At 51.7% G+C, this 20,290-nt stretch carries 16 protein-coding genes; 11 read left to right on the top strand and 5 right to left on the bottom strand.

Features of this window, described 5'->3' with window-relative positions; all coding sequences use genetic code 11:
- The first annotated feature begins 326 nt into the window (after positions 1-326).
- Positions 327-1,955, top strand: coding sequence for a methyl-accepting chemotaxis protein (locus BFW38_RS10870; protein ID WP_068998657.1), 1,629 nt, complete (start codon positions 327-329; stop codon positions 1,953-1,955).
- A gap of 94 nt (positions 1,956-2,049) precedes the next feature.
- Here the strand turns inward: BFW38_RS10870 and ppa are convergent, their stop codons facing one another.
- Positions 2,050-2,577, bottom strand: coding sequence for an inorganic diphosphatase (ppa, locus tag BFW38_RS10865; protein ID WP_068998655.1), 528 nt, complete (start codon positions 2,575-2,577; stop codon positions 2,050-2,052).
- A gap of 293 nt (positions 2,578-2,870) precedes the next feature.
- On the opposite strand from ppa, the gene BFW38_RS10860 reads away from it, so the two are divergent.
- Positions 2,871-4,598, top strand: coding sequence for a bifunctional protein-serine/threonine kinase/phosphatase (locus BFW38_RS10860; protein WP_245686210.1), 1,728 nt, complete (start codon positions 2,871-2,873; stop codon positions 4,596-4,598).
- A gap of 188 nt (positions 4,599-4,786) precedes the next feature.
- Positions 4,787-6,007 carry an MFS transporter gene (locus BFW38_RS10855; RefSeq protein WP_068998653.1) on the top strand — a complete coding sequence of 407 codons (1,221 nt, stop codon included), beginning with the start codon at positions 4,787-4,789 and terminating at the stop codon, positions 6,005-6,007.
- 222 nt (positions 6,008-6,229) lie between these two features.
- Here BFW38_RS10855 and BFW38_RS10850 read toward each other — a convergent pair whose 3' ends face one another.
- Positions 6,230-7,489, bottom strand: a complete 1,260-nt coding sequence (locus tag BFW38_RS10850) for a 6-phosphofructokinase (RefSeq protein ID WP_068998651.1) — start codon at positions 7,487-7,489, stop codon at positions 6,230-6,232.
- A gap of 435 nt (positions 7,490-7,924) precedes the next feature.
- Between BFW38_RS10850 and mpl the strand changes: the two genes are divergently transcribed.
- Positions 7,925-9,313 carry a UDP-N-acetylmuramate:L-alanyl-gamma-D-glutamyl-meso-diaminopimelate ligase gene (mpl, locus tag BFW38_RS10845; protein ID WP_068998649.1) on the top strand — a complete coding sequence of 463 codons (1,389 nt, stop codon included), beginning with the start codon at positions 7,925-7,927 and terminating at the stop codon, positions 9,311-9,313.
- Positions 9,310-9,927 carry a flavin prenyltransferase UbiX gene (locus BFW38_RS10840; protein ID WP_068998646.1) on the top strand — a complete coding sequence of 206 codons (618 nt, stop codon included), beginning with the start codon at positions 9,310-9,312 and terminating at the stop codon, positions 9,925-9,927. Before mpl ends, BFW38_RS10840 begins: the two co-directional genes overlap by 4 nt.
- On the opposite strand, the gene BFW38_RS10835 is transcribed toward BFW38_RS10840, so the two are convergent.
- From BFW38_RS10835 to BFW38_RS10825, 3 genes are read right to left on the bottom strand one after another with little or no spacing between them, the layout of a single operon-like run.
- Entirely contained in the window at positions 9,914-11,308 is a 1,395-nt protein-coding gene (locus tag BFW38_RS10835; RefSeq protein WP_068998644.1) for a VTT domain-containing protein, read from the bottom strand. The two genes, BFW38_RS10840 and BFW38_RS10835, sit on opposite strands and share 14 nt — an antisense overlap.
- Positions 11,289-12,287, bottom strand: a complete 999-nt coding sequence (locus BFW38_RS10830; protein ID WP_068998642.1) for a GGDEF domain-containing protein — start codon at positions 12,285-12,287, stop codon at positions 11,289-11,291. Before BFW38_RS10830 ends, BFW38_RS10835 begins: the two co-directional genes overlap by 20 nt.
- Positions 12,284-13,297, bottom strand: a complete 1,014-nt coding sequence (locus BFW38_RS10825) for a hypothetical protein (protein WP_139116607.1) — start codon at positions 13,295-13,297, stop codon at positions 12,284-12,286. Before BFW38_RS10825 ends, BFW38_RS10830 begins: the two co-directional genes overlap by 4 nt.
- Positions 13,298-13,994: 697 nt before the next feature.
- Here BFW38_RS10825 and BFW38_RS10820 point away from each other — a divergent pair.
- The 6 genes from BFW38_RS10820 (at position 13,995) to rodA (ending at position 20,184) form a co-directional block, all read left to right on the top strand.
- Positions 13,995-15,254, top strand: coding sequence for a glutamate-5-semialdehyde dehydrogenase (locus tag BFW38_RS10820; RefSeq protein ID WP_068998638.1), 1,260 nt, complete (start codon positions 13,995-13,997; stop codon positions 15,252-15,254).
- Positions 15,251-15,922, top strand: a complete 672-nt coding sequence (gene nadD, locus BFW38_RS10815) for a nicotinate-nucleotide adenylyltransferase (protein ID WP_245686136.1) — start codon at positions 15,251-15,253, stop codon at positions 15,920-15,922. The genes BFW38_RS10820 and nadD overlap by 4 nt, the downstream gene beginning before the upstream one ends.
- Before the next feature lie 371 nt (positions 15,923-16,293).
- A complete protein-coding gene (rsfS, locus tag BFW38_RS10810; protein WP_068998636.1) occupies positions 16,294-16,650 on the top strand; it encodes a ribosome silencing factor in 357 nt (118 codons plus the stop codon).
- A 22-nt stretch (positions 16,651-16,672) separates the two neighbouring features.
- Positions 16,673-17,140 (top strand): 23S rRNA (pseudouridine(1915)-N(3))-methyltransferase RlmH, encoded by a 468-nt coding sequence (gene rlmH / locus BFW38_RS10805; protein WP_069000389.1) that lies wholly within the window; start codon positions 16,673-16,675, stop codon positions 17,138-17,140.
- 6 nt (positions 17,141-17,146) lie between these two features.
- On the top strand, positions 17,147-19,039 hold the full coding sequence (gene mrdA / locus BFW38_RS10800) for a penicillin-binding protein 2 (RefSeq protein ID WP_068998634.1): 1,893 nt from the start codon (positions 17,147-17,149) through the stop codon (positions 19,037-19,039).
- A complete protein-coding gene (gene rodA / locus BFW38_RS10795) occupies positions 19,039-20,184 on the top strand; it encodes a rod shape-determining protein RodA (protein ID WP_139116606.1) in 1,146 nt (381 codons plus the stop codon). The genes mrdA and rodA overlap by 1 nt, the downstream gene beginning before the upstream one ends.
- Positions 20,185-20,290 lie beyond the last annotated feature (106 nt).

The raw sequence follows: 20,290 nt of genomic DNA, 5'->3' as shown, positions 1-20,290 counted from the left end.
CTCGGCGCTTGCCCACAGACACTGTCTCAAAGCGCCTATTTTTGGTACTGCCGTGTTAACAATCTGTTCAGTATATTCGTTGGTGCTTTTTAAGATATTACGCAATTTGCGTCTTAATTTACGCAATGGTGATGCTTTTGTACTTATTGTGACAATGGTCCACGTATTGATTCCATTAATATAATGGCCATGTTTATGATTTGTTGATGGCAATATGTCACTGGCGTGTTGACACGATTCACCATGCAAATGGCCTGGTTGGGCCTGGTGGTGTTCGCGCGTTTTTGTGGTGCGCAATATAAAATATAAAATAGAGTTTTATTCCAATGGCCTCACCTAATCACCAGCAGCATACAACACAGCGTAATATCGAAGTCGACCCTCAGCGCTGTATTATTTCTAATACTGATGTTCGCGGTAAAATCACTTCTTGTAATGATTATTTCTGTGAAATCAGTGGCTATGACCGTGCCCAGCTGATTGGCCAGCCTCATAACGTGATCCGTCATCCGGATATGCCGCGTGTGGTATTTGCCCACCTTTGGCGAACATTGCAAGCAGGTCAAACCTGGATTGGGGTGGTCAAAAATCGCTGTGCCAACGGCGACCACTATTGGGTGAATGCCCATATCTCGCCCATTATTGAGTCAGGTGAGCTGGTCGGCTATCAGTCTGTGCGTCATGCGGTTGAGCCACAAGATCAAGCTCAGGCCGAAGTCCTTTATGCTCAGCTTCATGCGCAGCAGGATGTGCGTCACTGGCGTTATCGCCCGCGCTGGTGGCGGCGTTTGTCTCTAGCGCCGCGCTTATTTATTGGGCTGCTGGTGCCCGTCTTAGCGCTATTGGCCGGTTGGGCTTGGCGAGTTGATCCTGGTTGGCTGGATATTGCGGTGTTATTGCCGGCGACCATTGTTTTTTTGTGGGCTTTGACCTATCGAATGGCATTGCCTTTGCAACATGTCGTGGAGCAATCCCAGGCCTACTTCCATGATCCCTTGCTGCAGCGTTTGTATACCGGACGAGATGATGACGTGGGCAGCTTGGCGTTAGCGCTTAAATTTGCACGTTTACAACAGGCGACCATTATTGACCGCGTGGGGGATGCGGCTTGGCGGGTTGAAGATCATGCCGCCGATCTCGTGCGTGATCTGGGCAAGGTGCAACAAGCGTTGGAGCATCAACAGCAGCAGACGCAGCAAGTCTCTCAGGCGATGGGCACGTTACAGGGGACTTTTTTGGAAATGGATGAACGGTGTGCTCAGGCCGCGGAAATGTCGCAGCAGACACGCCACATTCAACGCAATAGTTTGCAAGTGCTGAGTGAAACCCAGCAAGCCTTTACCGATAGTGCGGTGCAGCTGGACGAAGTGGATGAGTTGACCCAAACATTGGATGGTCACGTCGAGACCATCCACCATATGGTTGAACTGATTACGGGCCTTTCGGATCAGACCAACTTGCTGGCCTTGAATGCTGCGATTGAGGCCGCACGTGCGGGTGAACATGGTCGTGGGTTTGCAGTTGTTGCCGATGAAGTGAGGCAATTGGCCCAGCGCTCACATGAATCTGCTGCGGGAATTGAGCAGCGGGTATCGGGTTTTCAGCAAGTGGCGGCCCAACTGACCCATCGTATGAATCAGACACAGCAGCAACTGCGCACTGGGATTGAGCAAATGTCTCAGCTCAGTGAACAAGTGGAGACCATGGCGGCATCGAATGAAACGCTGGATGAAATGAATCGGTCTATTTCAACGGCAGTGACGCAACAGCAAGAAGAAGTGACGCAGATGTCTCAGTATATTCATGATGTGCATGAAGCTGCTGAGGCGCTGATGAGTACGGGAGCGCAAGGTTTATCGTCAGCGCAGTCGCTCGAGCAAATGTCACAAGAGCTTGAGGGGATGATTGAGCGTTTTGATGCGACCAAAGGGCGCAGCCATGATCACAAGGCTTGATCAAAGGGCATCAATAAAAAATGGCAAGGGCGAAAGCCCTTGCCATTTTGTTTGCAGCAAGCCTGTGGAATGACCGGCTTACGCAGCGGGAATCTTACTGATGGTAAGCCGCTTCCGCTTTTTTGATCGCTTCACGAGCCGCTTCAGCATTTGCCCAGCTTTCGATTTTGACCCATTTGCCTTTTTCTAGATCTTTGTAGCGCTCGAAGAAGTGGGTGATCTGATCGCGCAGTAATTGCGGCAGGTCTTCCACGTCTTTGATGTCGTCATAGATTGGCGTCAGTTTGCTATGGGGAACGGCAACCAGTTTGGCATCTTCACCGGCTTCGTCGGTCATGTTGAGGACACCGACCGGGCGGCAGCGAATGACTGAACCGGGTTCAACCGGGTAGGGGGTGACGACCAGGACATCCAGTGGGTCGCCGTCGTCGCCTAGGGTTTGCGGAATGAATCCATAGTTAGCGGGGTAGAACATGGGGGTGGCCATGAAACGGTCAACCACCAAGGCATCCATATCCTTGTCGATTTCATATTTAATCGGCGCGTGGTTCGCCGGGATTTCGATAATGACATTCAGATCATCAGGCAGGGCGCGTCCTGCCGGTACTTGGTTGTAGCTCATGAGTGCAAACCTTGATTTGGGTTGACTGAGAGGTCGGCGGTTGCCGGTACAAAACGTTCTGATTATACGGATCATCGTAAGGCTTGACCAATCCAACCAAAGCCGCGCAGACGGCTGGCAGGATGCTTGTCAAAGTGGGACAATTAACCGTGATGATCAGCCTGCTTTAATCACTGGCATATCCTTTGCTTGAAGGAGGGGGATATGACGTGTTCTTTGCAAAGACGGACGAATGTTTTTTCTGATCAATACTTTTACTGGACCAGCAAAGTCGAGGCGCCTGCGTGACTGAAATGACCATGCAACTAGGACATCTGGCGGTCAGTATTGGCCAGGCCTATCGAGCACTGGATCATCGTAGTGCGCGGTCTGCCATGGCGGTGCAGATGCCCGAAGATTCGTTATTGGCGACCAAAGGGGTGGCGGCAGCGATGGCCGATTCGACTTGGCGCAATGTGAAAGCGAAACAGGCTGGTGAAACCTGTGTCCGCGGGTTTATGGCCGATTACTTTGCGACACCGGATAATTGGGATGTCAAAACCTCTGCAAACCGAGTCTTGGGTGCCTTGAATGGCTGGCTCTACGCGCAAAGCCGTCAGATGGTGCAAGGCAACTATATCAGCTCTTTTTCAGGGCTGGTGCTGCGGGGAAGAGTCGGACACCTTTTTCATATGGGGGATACGCTGGTCTTTCGTCTGCGCGGTGCTGAGTTTGAACAGTTAAACCGAGAGCACACCACCCTTTTAGGCGGCTATCGTTATCCTTCTCGAGCCTTGGGGATGGACCCTAGTCTCGATATCGACTTTATGGAATTTAACCTAAAGCAGGGCGACATCTTCTTGATGACCACTCAGTCGGTCAAGGGGACGCTGATGCCCAGTGATTTTGTTCAGTTGATCCGGCAATACTCACAGGATTTACACCAAGCCTGTGACATGATTTTGGAAAAAGCGGTTGAAAAAGCCAGTGCTCGGGGCTATTCGAGTCAGAACTTCTGCTTTCAGTTGGTGCGGGTCGATCAATTACCTGCAGAAACCGATAATACGCTAGGTGAGGTTTACTCCTCACTGCCTTTGCCGGTTGAGCTGTCTGAGGGCGAGGAAGTCGATGGTTATCGCATTAATGAAGTTTTATCGCGTAGCCAAACCAGTCGTATTTATGCCGTCACAGATATGTCCAGCGGGCGTGAAATGGTGTTAAAAGCCCCAGCGCCTCAGCTATCTCAGCGGCGTGATTTCCTCGCCCATTTTATTATGCAACAGTGGCTGCTGGAGCGAGTGCAGTCCCCTTATGTGGCTAAAGCGGTCGATGTGTCTCGTCCCCGGAGTTGCTTGTATTTCTTAATGGAGCGGGTCCATGGCATTCCGTTGGAGCAGTGGTGTGCAGAGCATCCGCAAGCGGATTTAAAAACGCGGTTGGATTTGATTGAGCAGTTAGTTAAAGCCGTGCGTGCACTCCATCGGCGTGATGTGCTGCATCAACGACTGACGCCAGATAATCTGCTGGTGGATGGTCAAGGCATGTTAAAGCTCATTGATTTTGCTGTCGCGACTGTGCCCAGTTTGCCTGACTTGCCTGCACCTTTAACCTTGGTCAGAAGTGCGGGACTGACCCCTTATTCGGCACCGGAATATCGTTTGGGCCGTGAACCCGGGCCGCGTAGTGATCAGTTTTCGATTGCCGCGATTGCCTATGAAGTCTTGTGTGGACACAAGCCTTATGCCGGCCAATTGGAAAATATGCAGAGCAAAGTGGATTTTACGCGTTTACATTACGAACCTAGTTGCCAATATAATCCCATGATTCCAGCCTGGATGGATGGCGCACTGCGTAAGGCGCTACAGCCTAACCCTGAGTTACGCTATCGGCGTCTTTCTGAGTTTATTTATGACTTGAAAAAGCCCAATCCAGATTTTACCGCACCGGCGGATGCGCCTTTGCTGGAGCGCAATCCTTTAGCCTTTTGGAAAATCCTGAGTGCACTGTTGTTGATTTTGTTGCTGGTGACTTGGTGGTCTTAACGGCTGGGTGGTCTTAATGACTGGGTGGTCTTAATGACTGATTGTGGCGAGAAGGTGGGGTTCAACTAGACGAAAGTCTAAAATCTGAGTATTCTACTCGGTCATTATTGTGACTGATTATGCGATCTGCCCGATAGGCGTTGAATGTAGCGCCTGTTGGGCGGATCGTTTTTGTTCGGGAGTGTTTTATGTCGTCGACTGGCATGCCGCGTCGATCGCCTCGCTGGGCTGAGTTAGCGCTTGCGCTGGGCGGGTTTGGTATCGGTACTGGAGAGTTTGTCATCATGGGGCTGATGGAGCGGGTTGCCCATGATTTCGCGATTGACGTCCCCGATGTGGGGTATGCCATCAGCAGCTATGCTCTTGGGGTGGTCGTGGGAGCACCGATTATTTCGGCTCTCGCCGCCCGAGTGCCTCGTAAGGGGTTGTTGATCACGCTGATGTTGCTTTTTGCGATCGGCAACTTTGCCAGCATTATGGCCCCAGGGTTTTGGTCTTTTGTGGCGTTACGGTTTATTGCCGGTTTGCCGCATGGGGCTTATTTTGGTGTTGCCGCTTTGGTGGCCGCCGCTGCCGTGCCGGTACAGGAGCGAGGCCGGGCCATTGGCCGTGTGATGAGCGGCCTATCGGTCGCCATCTTGCTGGGTGCCCCCTTGGCGACTTGGGCTGGTAATTTAATGGGCTGGCAGGTGGCATTTGCGGGTGTCGGCGTGATCGCTTTAATGACCATGGTGATGGTGCACTTTTGGGTGTTGCGCCAGCCGATTGATCACCAGGCCAGCCCTAAACGGGAAATGACGGCGTTAATTAAACCGCGCGTACTGTCGACGTTAGCCATTGCCTGCATGGGATGTGGCGGTGTCTTTGCTGTCTTCAGTTATGTGGTGCCGACCTTAACGGCGCAAGCCGGTATGCCTCAATCGCTGGGTCCTATCGTGCTTGCCGTGTTTGGTGTGGGAACCATTATCGGTAACTTGTTGGGTGGGCGACTGACTGATTGGAATTTGCTGAAAGCGATTCCTCTGATGTTAGGCTGGTGCATTCTGGTACAAAGTGGTTTCTTCTTTGCTGCGAATGCCTTGTGGAGCGGCCTTTTATTTGTGGCGTTAGTCGGTACTTGTATCGGGGTGGCGCCTGCGATGCAAACACGTTTGATGGATGTGGCCGAAGATGCCCAAACCATGGCTGCGTCACTGAATCATGCGGCCTTTAATATGGCGAATGCGTTAGGTGCTTGGTTGGCGGGTTTGACGGTTAAAGCGGGGTTTGAATGGTCTTCTACGGGTTGGGTGGGCGCGGGTTTGGCCTTGCTAGGGATGCTGATCTTCTTCGCTTCTCAAGCGGCTGAACGTCGTGTTAAGTTGCCCGACCACCGTGATGACCGCGCGGGATGTCATGACGTTTCTTGAGGGTATCTAGTTCAATGGTGTCTGATGGCTTTCAGTTAAGCCGTCGGCAGTCAAAAAAGCCCGTTGAGTACTGAACTCAACGGGCTTTTAATTTTTCTGCTCTTAATTTTTCTGCTTTTGATCTTTGTGCGCTGATCTCGGGCTTATTTATCGTAAGTTTTAAGCCCGTGAGCTTTTAAGCTGTGGCTCTTTAAGCTTGTGAGTCTTTAAGCTTGTGAGTCTTTAAACCTCAAAATCAGGCAGTTTGCGCTCGACCAATTGGTGTTCTAACTCAACATAGACAGGCATGCCGTTTTTAAACGGCGGAATGCACTCGCCTTGAATTAGCGGTTGCAGGTAAGCCCGGCCCGCGTCGGAAATGCCGAAACCATCTTCAGTGATGTAATCACGCGGCATAAATTTTTCCACGTTGGCTACATCTGATAGTGCAACCTCACCGACGTGCCATTGATAGGTTTCGCTTTCTTCTCGAACAATGGTCGGCATGACGGAGTTACGGCCTGCCAGTGCCAGTTCAACGGCTTTTTGACCTACGGCATAAGCCTGTTGAACGTCAGTTTCAGAGGCGATGTGTCGTGCGGCGCGTTGCAGGTAATCGGCAACCGCCCAGTGATATTTATAACCGAGGTCTTCACGGACCATGCCCGCTAAGGTCGGCGCGACGCCACCGAGTTGCTTATGGCCGAAGGCATCGACTGATCCTGCATCGGCGAGGAAAGTGCCCTCTTCATAGCGAGCGCCTTCCGAAACGACGATGACGCAGTAGCCATGATCTTTAACGCTTTGGTCAATTTTCGCCATGACTTTTTGGCGATCAAACGCGATTTCCGGAAAAATGATCAGGTGTGGCGCATCGCCTTCTTTCTCGGCGGCAAGACCACCGGCACCGGCAATCCAGCCCGCGTGACGCCCCATCACTTCAAGGATAAACACCTTGGTTGAGGTCGCGCACATGGAGGCGATATCCAGTGCTGCTTCGCGGGTAGAGATGGCAATATATTTGGCCACTGAGCCAAAACCTGGGCAGTTATCCGTCACCGGCAAGTCGTTATCCACTGTTTTCGGGACATGGATGGCTTGCAGTGGATAGCCCATGGTTTCCGCCAGTTTTGACACCTTCAGGCAGGTGTCGGCAGAGTCATTGCCCCCGTTATAAAAGAAGTAGCCGATATTGTGGGCTTTGAAGACTTCAATCAGGCGTTCATATTGTGCCCGGTGCGCGTCAATATCTTTTAATTTATAACGGCAGGAGCCAAAGGCGCCCCCTGGCGTATGGCGTAGAGCGGCAACATCTTCATCGCTCAGAGTAGAAGTATCGATCAGGGCTTCTGTCAGCGCCCCAATGATACCGTTACGTCCGGCGTAGACGGTGCCAATCTGGTCTGAGTGGCGGCGTGCCGCCTCGATGACACCACAGGCACTGGCATTGATGACGGCGGTAACCCCACCGGACTGGGCGTAAAAGGCATTCTTCTTCGCCATGACGCTGAGAAACTCCTGCTGGAAGTGGCTGGATTAGACTAGGCAATAGGTAAGCAGCTGAAATTGATTTAGATTTTTGTAAGTTCAATGTAAAGCTTGTAGGCCCATGTGGCGCCGACTGTCAGCGCTGGCCCATTGCCGGGATGAAAAGGCGGCCCAATTGTAGTCGATTGACGTTTGTTTTGCACAAGTGTGGCCGTAAAAAGACGATTTTCTTGCTTTAGATCGCGCTTGAAATTCGATTGGGGGATTGGAGAGGATGCCGGATAAAAGATCACTGATGGGCTTCGGCGCTTGCTTGCTTAGTGAGGCGGGCTGAGTGAGGGGAGTGTTGCTGTCCGTCTACGGACCCAGTCTGGCCTCAACCCCATGTTACACTGGTATTTTTAGGCATCAGCTGTTGATTTGAGAGCAGCTGCTTTTGGGAGAGGTATCATGCACCTGCACTTTCTGGGCATTTGCGGCACTTTTATGGGATCTCTGGCCCAATTGGCCAAGGCATTGGGACATGAGGTGACCGGTTCTGATGCTCAGGTCTATCCGCCGATGAGTGATCAATTAGAAGCCGCCGGTATTGTCTTGCATGAAGGGTATGATTATGACCCCTCCCAATTTCGAGGCCCCAGTGGCGCACTGCCTGATCAGGTGGTCGTGGGTAATGCGATGAGCCGAGGCAAGCCTTGTGTGGAAGCATTGCTGGAATCACAGGTCGCTTATATCTCTGGACCTCAGTGGCTGCATGATCACGTGTTGCCTGGGCGATGGGTCTTGGCGGTTGCGGGGACCCATGGCAAGACCAGTACGGCGAGCCTATTAGCCTGGATTCTTGAGTGGGCAGGGATGAGCCCGGGGTTTTTGATTGGCGGTGTTCCCGGTAATTTCGAGGTGTCTGCGCGGCTGGGTGACACGCCTTTTTTTGTCGTGGAAGCGGATGAATATGATACGGCTTTTTTCGATAAGCGTTCGAAATTTGTCCACTATGCCCCCCGCACGCTGATTTTGAATAACCTGGAATATGATCATGCGGATATTTTTCCCGATTTAGCCGCGATTGAGCGTCAATTCCAGCATTTGTTGAGACTGGTTCCCGGATCCGGTCGGGTGATTATGCCCGAAGGGGATGAGGCCCTTGCTCGGGTGCGTGCGCAAGGGTGTTGGAGTGAAGTAGAAACCTTTGCCATTGCCCCCTTGGATGAAGTGGCATTTGGTCAGTGGCAAGCGCGAGCACAAGATGAAGCCGGTCAGCATTTTGATGTTTGGTTGGCCGATCGGCACTTGGGTACGGTGCAATGGACACAAACGGGCACGCATAACATGCGTAATGCATTGGCCGCGTTAGCGGCGGCGCGTCATGTGGGGGTGGCGCCGGATGCTGCCGTGGCCGCGTTGAATCAGTTTCGTGGTGTGAAGCGGCGGATGGAATTACGTGGCGAAGTTGATGGGATTGAGGTGTTTGATGATTTCGCCCATCATCCGACGGCGATTGCGACGACCCTCGCAGGGGCATGCCCTGGCGCTAAAGGGCGTTTGATCGCGGTAATTGAGCCCCGTTCGAATACGATGAAGCTGGGGACTCATCAGGCGCAGTTACCCGCAAGTGTGGCTGCTGCTGATCAGGTGTATTGGTTTCAGGGGCCTGGGGTTGACTGGGATGTGCAGCAATTGGGGGTTGGACATGTGATGACGGACCTGTCGGATTTAGTGAAGCAGCTGGTGGAGACTTTAGTCCCAGGGGATCGTGTTGTGATCATGAGTAATGGTGGTTTTGGCGGCGTGCATCAGCAGTTACTTGATGCATTACGAGCGCGGGAGATACAGGTATGACAACACCGCGTCGAGTGACCGTTGCGCTGACTGGGGCATCAGGGGTGCAATATGGATTACGCTTAATTGAATGCCTGGTCGCCGCGGAAGTTGAAGTCAGTGTGTTGATTTCCAAAGCCGCACATGTGGTGATTGCTACAGAAACCAGCTTTAAATTACCGGCAGCCCCTGCCAAGTTAGCTGCTGAGTTGGTTGAGCGATTTGCCGCGGCTCCTGAGCAAATTAAAGTGTATGGCAAAGAAGACTGGTTTGCGCCAGTGGCTTCCGGATCAGGTGCGCCAGCTGCGATGGTGATTTGTCCCTGTTCTGGCGGCACCTTATCGGCTTTAGCGACTGGCGCCAGTAACAATTTGATTGAACGTGCTGGGGATGTGGCGCTGAAAGAGCGACGCCAATTGATTATTGTGCCTAGAGAAACACCGCTTCACGCGGTTCATCTAGAGCATATGTTAACGCTCACGCGAATGGGTGCGGTGATTATGCCAGCGGCGCCTGGCTTTTATCATCAGCCGCAATCGGTGGCGGATCTAGTGGATTTCATTGTGGCGCGAATTTTGGATCAACTGGGTGTTGAGCAGTCATTGATCGCCTCTTGGGGGGCTAATACTCGGTGAAAGGCCAGCCGATAATACGGCTGGTCGCCATGATCAGCATCACAACGACAGCATCGCGGACATCCTGGCCACCATTTAACGGCGTTTGATCGAAACGGCAGTAGCTCACGCGTACCAATCCGAGCATGACTAACCCCAAGAGCAGCCCGCCGATTAAATCACCGACCCAATGGACTTGTTGCAGCCAGCGGGATAAGGCAATGGCCAGAATCGGTAAGCTGCTGATAGCGTAGGCCCAGCGACGCCGGGTATGAGGGTGTTCCCAAGTGCACCATAGCGCCATCATGCCAAACGCAACAACCGCGATGCTGGTATGTGCACTGGGATAGGCAAAAGAGCCCTCCAAGTGATCGGCCACATTAGGACGCGGGCGTGCGAAGAGGAATTTAAAAGCGGTGGTGACTGCAGCTGTCGCTGCTAATGTGGCGCCGATATGTAGCAGTAGCATCCAGGCTCGACGCCTCGCTAATAAGACCAGCCAAGGCAACCCTAGCATCAGGATACCTGGGGTATCGGCTAAACGAGATAGAGCCTTCATACTGGTCACCAGCCAAGGAGTCGCCAGGGTACCGGCTAAGATGTTGAGGCGTTCATTCATCTGATCCAAAACGCCTTCTGAGAGCAGTAAACTCCAACAAGCAAACCCCAAGACGGCAAAGATAACGAGCAGTAATGATGCCAACGGAAACTCATTTTCCCCGCGAGGGCGCTGTAGCGCTTGCCATAAAGTAGTGTGTTGCCACTGACGCTGTAGGTGTTGGTAACAGCGGCTATGGGCGACAAGATATCTTTGTCCGAGGAGCACTAGTGTCACGATGACGGCCAGGACCAAGACAATCACGGTCAGCATTTCGGCGCTCCCCTCAGGCCAGTTCAGCTCATGAAGGTGTTTGCCGAGTAAGTAGCCGGGTAATAAGTAAGCTGGTGCCCAGAGTAGGGCAGAAACTAGGTTGATTAAGGTGAAACGTTGGGTGCTCATCTTCAGCATTCCCGCCACCAGTGGAATCACGGGTCTGACTGGCCCGACAAAACGGCCAATAAAAATACTGAATCCACCATAGCGATGAAAGAAGCGTTGGCCTTTGCTGAGCCATTGAGGGTGGCGCGAGAAAGGCCACCAGTGCTTGACGTTATCTTTGAAGTGATGGCCCAACCAGAAGCTCAATCCATCGCCCATTACCGCGCCGATAAATCCACTCAGTAAGAGCCAATACCAGGCGAGTTGCTGTTGGCCTGCCAAAGCGCTTAAAGCTGTGAGTAATACCACTCCGGGGAGGATCAACCCTGCAATGGCCAGTGATTCAAGGAGTGCGACCAGCAAAATTGCCCAAGGTAGCAGCAGTGGCCACTGGTTCAACCAATCAGTTAGGGCTGAAGTCATGTCGGGTTGGCGTATCCGTCGGTTGGTCTAAGCGTTCTGATAGTGTGTGGTAACAGCTATGGCGCAAGCGCTGCCAAAGCCCGCCGATTTGCTCTCCGGGTTGTAGCGTGAGCGGGGTTACCGACATATCAATGGGGCCGAGCTCACACTCGCTTTCCATTTGTATGAGCCGGTGTAAGCGCTCTCTCAATACCAGAGCACCATTCAAGGTGGTATTGGGCAGCAATAATAAGAGGGTTTGGTCATCAAAACGATACAACTCATCACCTGCACGGCTATTACGTCTTAATACAATGACAATATCGCGCATCAGTTGTTCACTGCTGCTTAAGCCAAAGTCATGGCGCAGACTCTCATACTGATGTAGCTCAATCAGCAGCAGTCCAAGTGGGCGGCGAGTGGCGCGAGAACGGGCGATTTCCGCTTTTAGGCGGGCTTTTAGGTGGCGATCGTTATAACAATCTGTGGTGTTGTCACGATCGCTAAGCGAGGCCAGTTGCCTCAGCTGCAGGGCAGGTAAGGAAGCGAAGGTGATGGCAATGATTAGACCTAGCCCGTATTGCAGCATTAAGAGTAAAAACTCTCCTTGTTTCAACTCTTCTGGATGCACGGCCAGCACGGCGATGCCGAGTGAGACGCTGAGCAAGGTGGCCCCTAGCTTGGGCAATAATAGGCAGGCCAGTAGTGGAAAAAAAAACATCGGGACAAAACGCCATGGTATCGCATCGGTTGAAGGCTGTAGCACGATGAGCAGCCCCATACAGATGAGTGCAACAATGGCTGCTGGGTCATGTGAGTAGGCACTATCAAGGTGCCAGCGTAATAAGGCTAGACCTAAAAATATGGGGGCCAATACGGCTGGGAGTAAAATAGCCTGATAAAACCCGGCCATATAATGGTTCGCTGCCAATAACAGCAGCAGTAAGCTGGTGGCGGCATATAACAAGGCGACAAATCGTCTGGGCTGGCTGCATATCATGGTGCTTTACCCCAGCCTTGGTGCTCGCTGCTTGAGTCGTCAGTCGTATTCGATGGGCTGTCGTCCAGCTGCTGTCGGGCCAGCGCGAATACTTCTTGTAATGTCATGTCATGAGCCAGCATAAAGTGTGTGTGGCGAATATGGTCTGGAAAGCAGAGACTGTTAACGCGTTCATTTAATGTTTGGCGTGTGGCTGTTGGCAATAAAATGGCCATGGCATTGGGGCTGGCCCGATAAAGCGGTTCGAAGGGGGCCACTTGTTGGCTAAGCTTCAGGCTAGTCTCAATGATTTGGCTAAGTGTTTGTGTTGAGAACTCCAGCATGACAAAGCCGAGTGTTGTATCTTCTCGAATCGCTCTTTTTTGTTCGCGTAGTATATCGTCGTACAGCTGCTCCCGGTTAAATAGCCGGGTTTCTGGATCACGGCTTAACTGGCGATGTAATTGATGCTGGCGCTGTTGATAATGTAGGCGATACAAGACGCACATTAAGGTGGCCAGCCAGTAAAGGATCAGTGAATGGGCTCTAAAGCTGCCCGAGAGGTTGAGCATCCATATGATGTTGATGATCAGTGAATGCAGGCTGATCCAGCAGAGCCCTTCATGAAAAGGCGTCACGATCGAAACAATAAAGGGATATAAAAAAAGAAGCGCCAGGGTGAAAATTAAATAAAGGGGATCAGAAGGTGAGTGCTGGGTAATCTGATAAGCCTGCCAGAGTGTACTCACTGAGAACACGGCGACTAGTGTGTATAACGTATAACGTAAATGGCGGGGTAAAGGGGAAGTGCCCGTCGAGCTACGCCATAATAAAAGGCCTGCACCAATGATGGCGATAAAAGTGCCACCGTAGACCTGATCTGACCAATAAAAAGGTGCCATGGCTATCAGACATAAGCCTGCGCTCATGAGCAACCACATTTTCAAACGCATGAGTCCATGCTGTCCCATCGCACTGAGGCCTTGCTCTGGGCATTTCCTTTTGGAGTATTGGGTAGTCGATTTCGCCATAAGGCACAAGCCCTATACTCCCCGAATGATGAAATATTACGCTTACCTGGGGCCAGTGTACGGCTAAGGGAATCGATTCAGCTACCAGAGCAGACCTATTCCTTGGATCACTTGCCACATTGTAAAGAGTTCGTTGTTCTTGCACAATTTTGTAGTTCAGATCTCGCGCCAACTAGGGTCTTTATAGTCCAAAATAACAGGGATTGCTGCTTTTTTGACACTCTAGAGTTGCTCTGAACACTGTGCCTAATTTTTAGGTTAAGGCTTTTAAGCGCTAATGTTATTGATCTCAGTATGCCTAGCGCTTTTTCTCAGCATTCTAGAGACCTTTTTTAATATGCCCTTGGCCCATTCCAAGGGACATATTAAGCTGCATTATCTGAATTTATCTACTCTTTTCAATATCTAGATGAATCGCCACTCCGTCATGCAATTAACATACAACACTGTATGTTAATTGCATGACGCTTTATGTTATAGATGATTCTTCTGTGAAAACTGTTCGCTATATTGCACGCCCTTGTTGCAACTGGCAAATCAATTTCAAAGCGGCGACCATACGGTTGGTTTTGACAGCGTTAAGAGTTAATCCATCAAGCCTCTTGGGATGAGCCCAAAAAAACGGCACACTGAGCAGCTTGCATATGGATGGATGTGTTGAAAGACCGTCGAGATTCAATTCAGTCGAGATCAAATGATGGATACAGTGGAAGATTATATGCGTCAGCTAGGCGAGGAGGCGCGTCGCGCTTCTCGGTTGCTGACGAAGTTAGACACGGCAGACAAAAACCGTGCTCTGATGCTCACTGCTGATATTTTGGATGCTGCGCGTGAAACGTTAGTCAGTGCCAATCAGCGTGATTTGGATGCCGGCCGGGCTAAAGGTTTGGATGCCGCTTTGCTGGATCGCTTAGCGCTGACCCCCGCTCGTATTGATAGCATGATTGAAGGGGTTCGGCAGGTGGCGGCGTTGCCTGATCCTGTCGGCGAAGTCACGGATTTGCACCGTCTGAATAGTGGTATCGAAGTGGGCAAAATGCGGGTGCCGTTGGGTGTGATTGGGATCATTTATGAATCCCGGCCCAATGTCACGGTTGAAGCGGCCAGTTTATGTCTTAAATCTGGCAATGCCTCTATTTTGCGTGGCGGGTCTGAGGCCATTGAGTCCAATCGTGCGATTGCCGCCTGCCTCAAGCAAGGCTTAGTTCAGGCGGGACTGCCTGAGTCATTGGTTCAGGTGGTGGAAACGACTGATCGAGCGGCGGTGGGAGAATTGATCACGATGACGGAGTATGTTGATGTCATTGTGCCGCGCGGTGGTAAGAGCCTGATTGAACGTGTCAGCCGTGAGGCACGTGTGCCTGTCATTAAGCATCTTGATGGTATTTGCCATGTCTATATTGATGCGATGGCTGACGATGATAAAGCCATCGCGATTGCGTTGAATGCCAAGACGCATCGTTATGGTACTTGTAATACCATGGAAACGCTGTTGGTTCATGAGACTAAGGCCGCTACGATCTTGCCGCAGTTGGCTGAAGCCTATGCTGAACATCAAGTTGAGCTGAGAGGGTGTCCGCGTACGCTGTCTATTCTGTCTCAGGCGAAACCGGCGACAAGTGAAGACTGGGATACTGAATACCTGGCCCCGATATTAGCAATCCGTGTGGTGGCTGATATGAATGAAGCGATTGAGCATATTAATCAGCATGGCTCCCACCATACGGACAGTATCGTCACCGAGAATTATACGCTGGCCCGTCGCTTTCTCCGTGAAGTGGATTCAAGTTCTGTCATGGTCAATGCATCAACCCGATTCGCAGATGGGTTTGAATATGGCCTTGGTGCTGAAATTGGCATTTCTACTGACAAGCTTCATGCGCGCGGCCCTGTGGGGCTGGAAGGCCTGACTAGCCAGAAATATATTGTCTTGGGTGATGGTCAGGTGAGGCAATGATGCTTGATCATCCTCCGGAAACGGCAGGTATGGTGCCTTGGGTCGTGATGTACGGGGGAACGTTTGACCCCATTCACAATGGCCATTTGCGCAGTGCAGTAGAGTTAGAGCAGTGGCTGCCACTCAAGGCACTGCATTTGGTTCCTTGTGCTTTACCGCCGCACCGGGCTGAGCCTGGTGCGACGCCAGAGCAACGCTTGGCGATGTTAAGGACCGCTGCCAAGGGGATGCCATCCTGGGTGATTGATGATCGTGAACTGCGTCGTGATGGCCCTTCGTATTCTCTAGATACCCTGATGGCGCTGCGTGAACAGTATGGTCATGACCAGCCGCTGGCTTTTATGATGGGGTGGGATGCTTTTGCTGGGCTCTCCAGTTGGTCGCGCTGGGAAGCTTTGTTTGATGTTGCACATATCATCGTATTGGATCGACCCGGTGAACGAGCGTCTTTACCTGAAGTGTTGACACAAACTTTGGCCGAGCGTAGCTGGACAAAACCGTTATCTTCATGGCCGACCCATGGGGGTATTTTACCTTTGGCCTTACCTTCAGCATTGACCATTTCGGCGACCTATATTCGCCGACAGCTACAGACGTCTCGCTCGGTGCGATATTTGCTTCCCGATCAGGTGATCGATTACATCCAACAGCATCAGTTATATCGATAGTAATGGCGGTGAGCAAACCTCTGCCCGTAGTGAGCCAAATCGGTTAGAATAATGGTTAAATGGCGATGTTTGTGACAAAGTGTTTGTGACAATCAGTCTAGGGGAAGTCCCGGTGTTTGTGCGATCTCGCTAGCGATAAGTGATCTAGCGAGCGATAGGTGATGCATGAGCGAGGACTGGTACATAAACTAGAATTGATGCACAACGACTCGACATCTCAAAATAAGCAGCGATGAATATCTTATCACGTGGGGTGGGCCTGTCCGATCCTTCGTTATGGCGCCTAGTCATTGAGTTTTAGTCAGTGATTCATGGTAAGTGGTTCATAGTAAGTGGTTCATCGCCAGTGATTAATCGACACAGAGCACCCAATGCAATCTGAAGAGATCAAACAGGTCGCTATTCAAGCCCTTGAAGACCTGAAAGCGAAAGATATTGTGTCCCTGGATGTACGCGGGCATACCAGTGTGACGGACTTTATGGTCATTGCCAGCGGCACTTCGACCCGGCAGGTGGCGGCGATGGCGCAAAATGTGACCGATGCTTTTAAGGAAGCGGGTATCAAAACACTGGGTGTTGAAGGGAAAAACAGTGCCGAATGGGTGCTGGTCGATGCCGGTGACGTCGTCGTCCATGTCATGTTGCCGCAGACTCGTGAGTTTTACGACCTGGAGCGTTTATGGGGCGACCTCCCGCGTAATGCGGAAGATCAAGCCGCCAGCTCGTAAAGCATCCTTTGATGAGGTGACTGTGAAAATTCGCTTATTGGCGGTTGGCCAACGTATGCCTGCTTGGGTTGAGGCGGGTTATACGGAGTATGCCAAACGCTTACCCCATGACTTCCGTCTGGAATTAGACGAAATTGCGCCGGGTAGTCGGCTCAAATCTGCGGATATCCGTCGTACCGTCGCTCAGGAAGGTGAACAGATGCTGTCTCGCCTTAAAGGTGGGGAACGGGTTGTTGCACTCGATGTCAAAGGAAAACCCTGGAGTACTGAGCAGTTAGCACAGCAAGCCGATGCTTGGCGTATGGAAGGCCGAGATGTGGCTTTGTTGGTGGGTGGGCCAGATGGTTTGGCCTCTGCCTGCTTGGACAAGGCAGAACAACGCTGGTCTTTGTCGCCTTTGACATTACCTCATCCGTTGGTGCGTGTGCTGCTGGCTGAGCAACTCTATCGGGCTTGGACGCTGTTGCAAGGGCACCCCTACCATCGTTGAGGCGGCATGGCGGAATTTCGGCACGACATAAAAGACTCGGATCTGGAAAAGCATATTTTTCAGTTCCGGGCGCGACTGGCGTTGGTGCTAGTCGTTCTCATGATTCTTGGGCTCTTTGCGCGGATGGTCTGGCTACAGGTCTGGCAATACGATGCCCATGCTGCCCGTTCTGAGCGCAACCGTATCCACGTTGAAGCGGTTCCCCCGACTCGCGGCCTGATTTATGACCGTGAAGGTCGACTATTGGCGGAAAACTTACCGAGCCATAGCCTGACCATTGTGCGCGAGCGCGCTGGAAATCTGGACTTGGTGCTACGACGCATCTGCGATTTGTTAGAGATGGGGCCGGGCTGTGTTGATGAAATGCACCAACGCGCCATGACCCGTCGGCGTCCCTTTGAACCGGCATTATTGGTGGATCAGCTCACTGATGATCAGATGGCTAAATTGTCGGTGAATCGTTACCTCCTGCCTGGGGTTGAAATCGAAGCCCAGTTACGCCGCTATTACCCGATGGGTGAAGATCTTACTCATGTGCTGGGGTATGTCGGTCGGATTAATGAGAAAGAATTGAAGCGGCTTGATCCCACTCAGTACAGCGGCACCCACTATGTTGGCAAAAGTGGTGTGGAGCGTTTTTATGAGGATCAGCTACACGGCCAAGTGGGCTATCGTAAAGTTGAGACCAATGCGCGAGGCCGAGTGCTGAGGGTGCTTGAACGGCAGCCCCCTCAACCGGGAAGCGATATTGTCTTACAGATTGATGCCAAACTTCAGAAAGAGGCCAATAAAGCGTTAGGTGATTACCGCGGTGCTGTGGTTGCGATTGAGCCCAAAACAGGCGGTATTTTGGCCATGGCCAGTATGCCCTCTTTTGACCCCAACCTGTTTGTCAGTGGTATCGACCGAAAAACTTATCAAGCCTTGCGCCAAGACCCTGATCTTCCTTTGTTTAATCGGGTGACCCATGGGCGTTATCCGCCCGGCTCAACGGTCAAGCCCTTTCTCGCTTTGGCAGGCCTGGAAACGGGGTCGGTGACACTGGATACGGTGGTGAATGATCCGGGTTACTTCCAGCTGCCTAATGATAGTCGCCGTTACCGTAACTGGAAGCGCTGGGGGCATGGTCGAGTCGATCTGCATCGCGCGATCGAAGTCTCTAATGATACCTACTTTTATCATATGGCTTACATCATGGGCATCGATGATCTTTCGCAAACCATGCAGCGTTTTGGGTTTGGCTCTGACACCAGTCTAGATGTTGAAGGCGCTCGCCCCGGTTTAATGCCTAGCCGTGCTTGGAAGCGTCGTGCTCATAATCAACCTTGGTACCCCGGCGAAACATTAAGTGTGGGCATCGGTCAAGGGTATTGGCTTTCAACGCCGCTTCAGCTGGCGACAGCAACGGCCGTACTGGCTGAACATGGACGTTGGGTGCAACCGCGTTTGGCGAAATCAATCAATGGCAAAGAGCTGCCTCTGATTACGCCAGATACGCCACCAGATATTCAACTACATAATCCCGAGTACTGGGATTTTGTGGTGAATGCTTTGGTCGATGTGATGAGTGGGCCTGAAGGGACTGGCCGCCGTGCCGGGCGCGGTCTGACTTATAAAATGGCGGGTAAATCAGGTACCGCACAGGTGTTCAGTCTCGCCAAAGATCAGGAGTACGATGCGGATAAGCTGCCCGAACATCTGCATGATCATGCCTTATTCATCAGTTTTGCACCTGCTGACGATCCGCAAATTGCGATTTCCGTCTTAGCCGAGAATAGCGGCGGCGGCAGTGGTGTGGCAGGACCGATTGCGCGTCATTTATCTGATTTCTATTTACTGCCCCGTCTGAAGGCTCAGCAAGCCGAAAAAGAGGGCTCAACCGATGGTGAGACGCCCTGATGTCACAGGATTTTATGCGACAGATGCCGGATGCTGAGCATCATTTGAGTCGGCGGCCCGGTCTGATCTTTCGTCTACATCTGGATGTTTGGTTGCTCAGTATCCTGTTGCTGCTGATGGCGGGCGGCCTGTTTGTGCTCTATAGCGCCTCCGGAGCTGATCTGGATGAGACGCTAAGCCAAGTCTATCGCCTGTTGTTTGCCATGGGGGTGATGGTCATGCTGGCACAAGTGCACCCGCGTCATTATCGCCGTTTGGCCCCGTTTGCGTATGGGGTTACTGTGTTGATGTTAATTGTTGTGTTGATTGAAGGTGTTCATGCCAAAGGAGCACAACGTTGGCTTGTGATTCCTGGTGTATTCCGCTTTCAGCCGTCTGAAATTATGAAATTGGCGATGCCGTTGACATTGGCCGCTTGGTTATCGGGTCGACCTCTGCCTCCGCGCTGGAAAGAATTGCTAAGTTGTGCTGTGATCCTGGCCGTGCCGATTCTCCTGATTGCCAAACAACCGGATTTGGGCACCTCGCTACTGGTCGGGGCGGCAGGCATTTTTGTCGTGCTGTTGGCAGGGCTTAGCTGGCGTTTAGTCGGCTTCTTTTCAGCCCTAGCAATGGCGGGGCTACCGGCACTGTGGATGGTGATGCATGATTATCAGCGTAATCGGGTACTGACTTTTTTAAACCCTGAACGAGATCCGCTGGGGGCGGGCTGGAATATTATCCAGTCGAAAACGGCGATTGGTTCAGGAGGCATCTATGGTAAAGGCTGGCTACATGGAACTCAGTCCCAGTTAGAGTTTCTGCCTGAGCGACATACCGATTTTATTATTGCCGTCTTGGGTGAAGAGTTTGGTCTGATTGGTATGTCGATACTGATGGTGGTTTATCTATTGCTGATCTGGCGAGGAATCCAGATTGCAATCAATGCGCAAGACACTTTCAGTCGATTATTGGCCGGTACCATTTCGCTCACCTTTTTTGTTTATGTCTTTGTCAATATCGGCATGGTCAGTGGTATTTTGCCAGTTGTTGGGGTGCCTCTTCCTCTGGTCAGCTATGGGGGGACTTCAAGCGTTACCCTCTTGGCGGGGTTTGGTATTTTAATGTCGATTCATACGCACCGGGATCTGATCAAGCGCGCTTAATGCGTGACAATGGCATCGCTTATTCTAATACCATGATGTCAATATCACGCCTCAATCACTGCAGCCTTTTGCGATGATGTCGAAGAGTGCTGCTATCAGGCTGGCT

It is taken from the genome of Terasakiispira papahanaumokuakeensis (genome assembly GCF_001709345.1).
GTDB classification, from domain to species: Bacteria; Pseudomonadota; Gammaproteobacteria; order Pseudomonadales; family Halomonadaceae; genus Terasakiispira; species Terasakiispira papahanaumokuakeensis.
The sequence above is the reverse complement of the archived record's forward strand: the minus strand, read 5'-3'. Positions and strand labels throughout refer to the sequence as shown.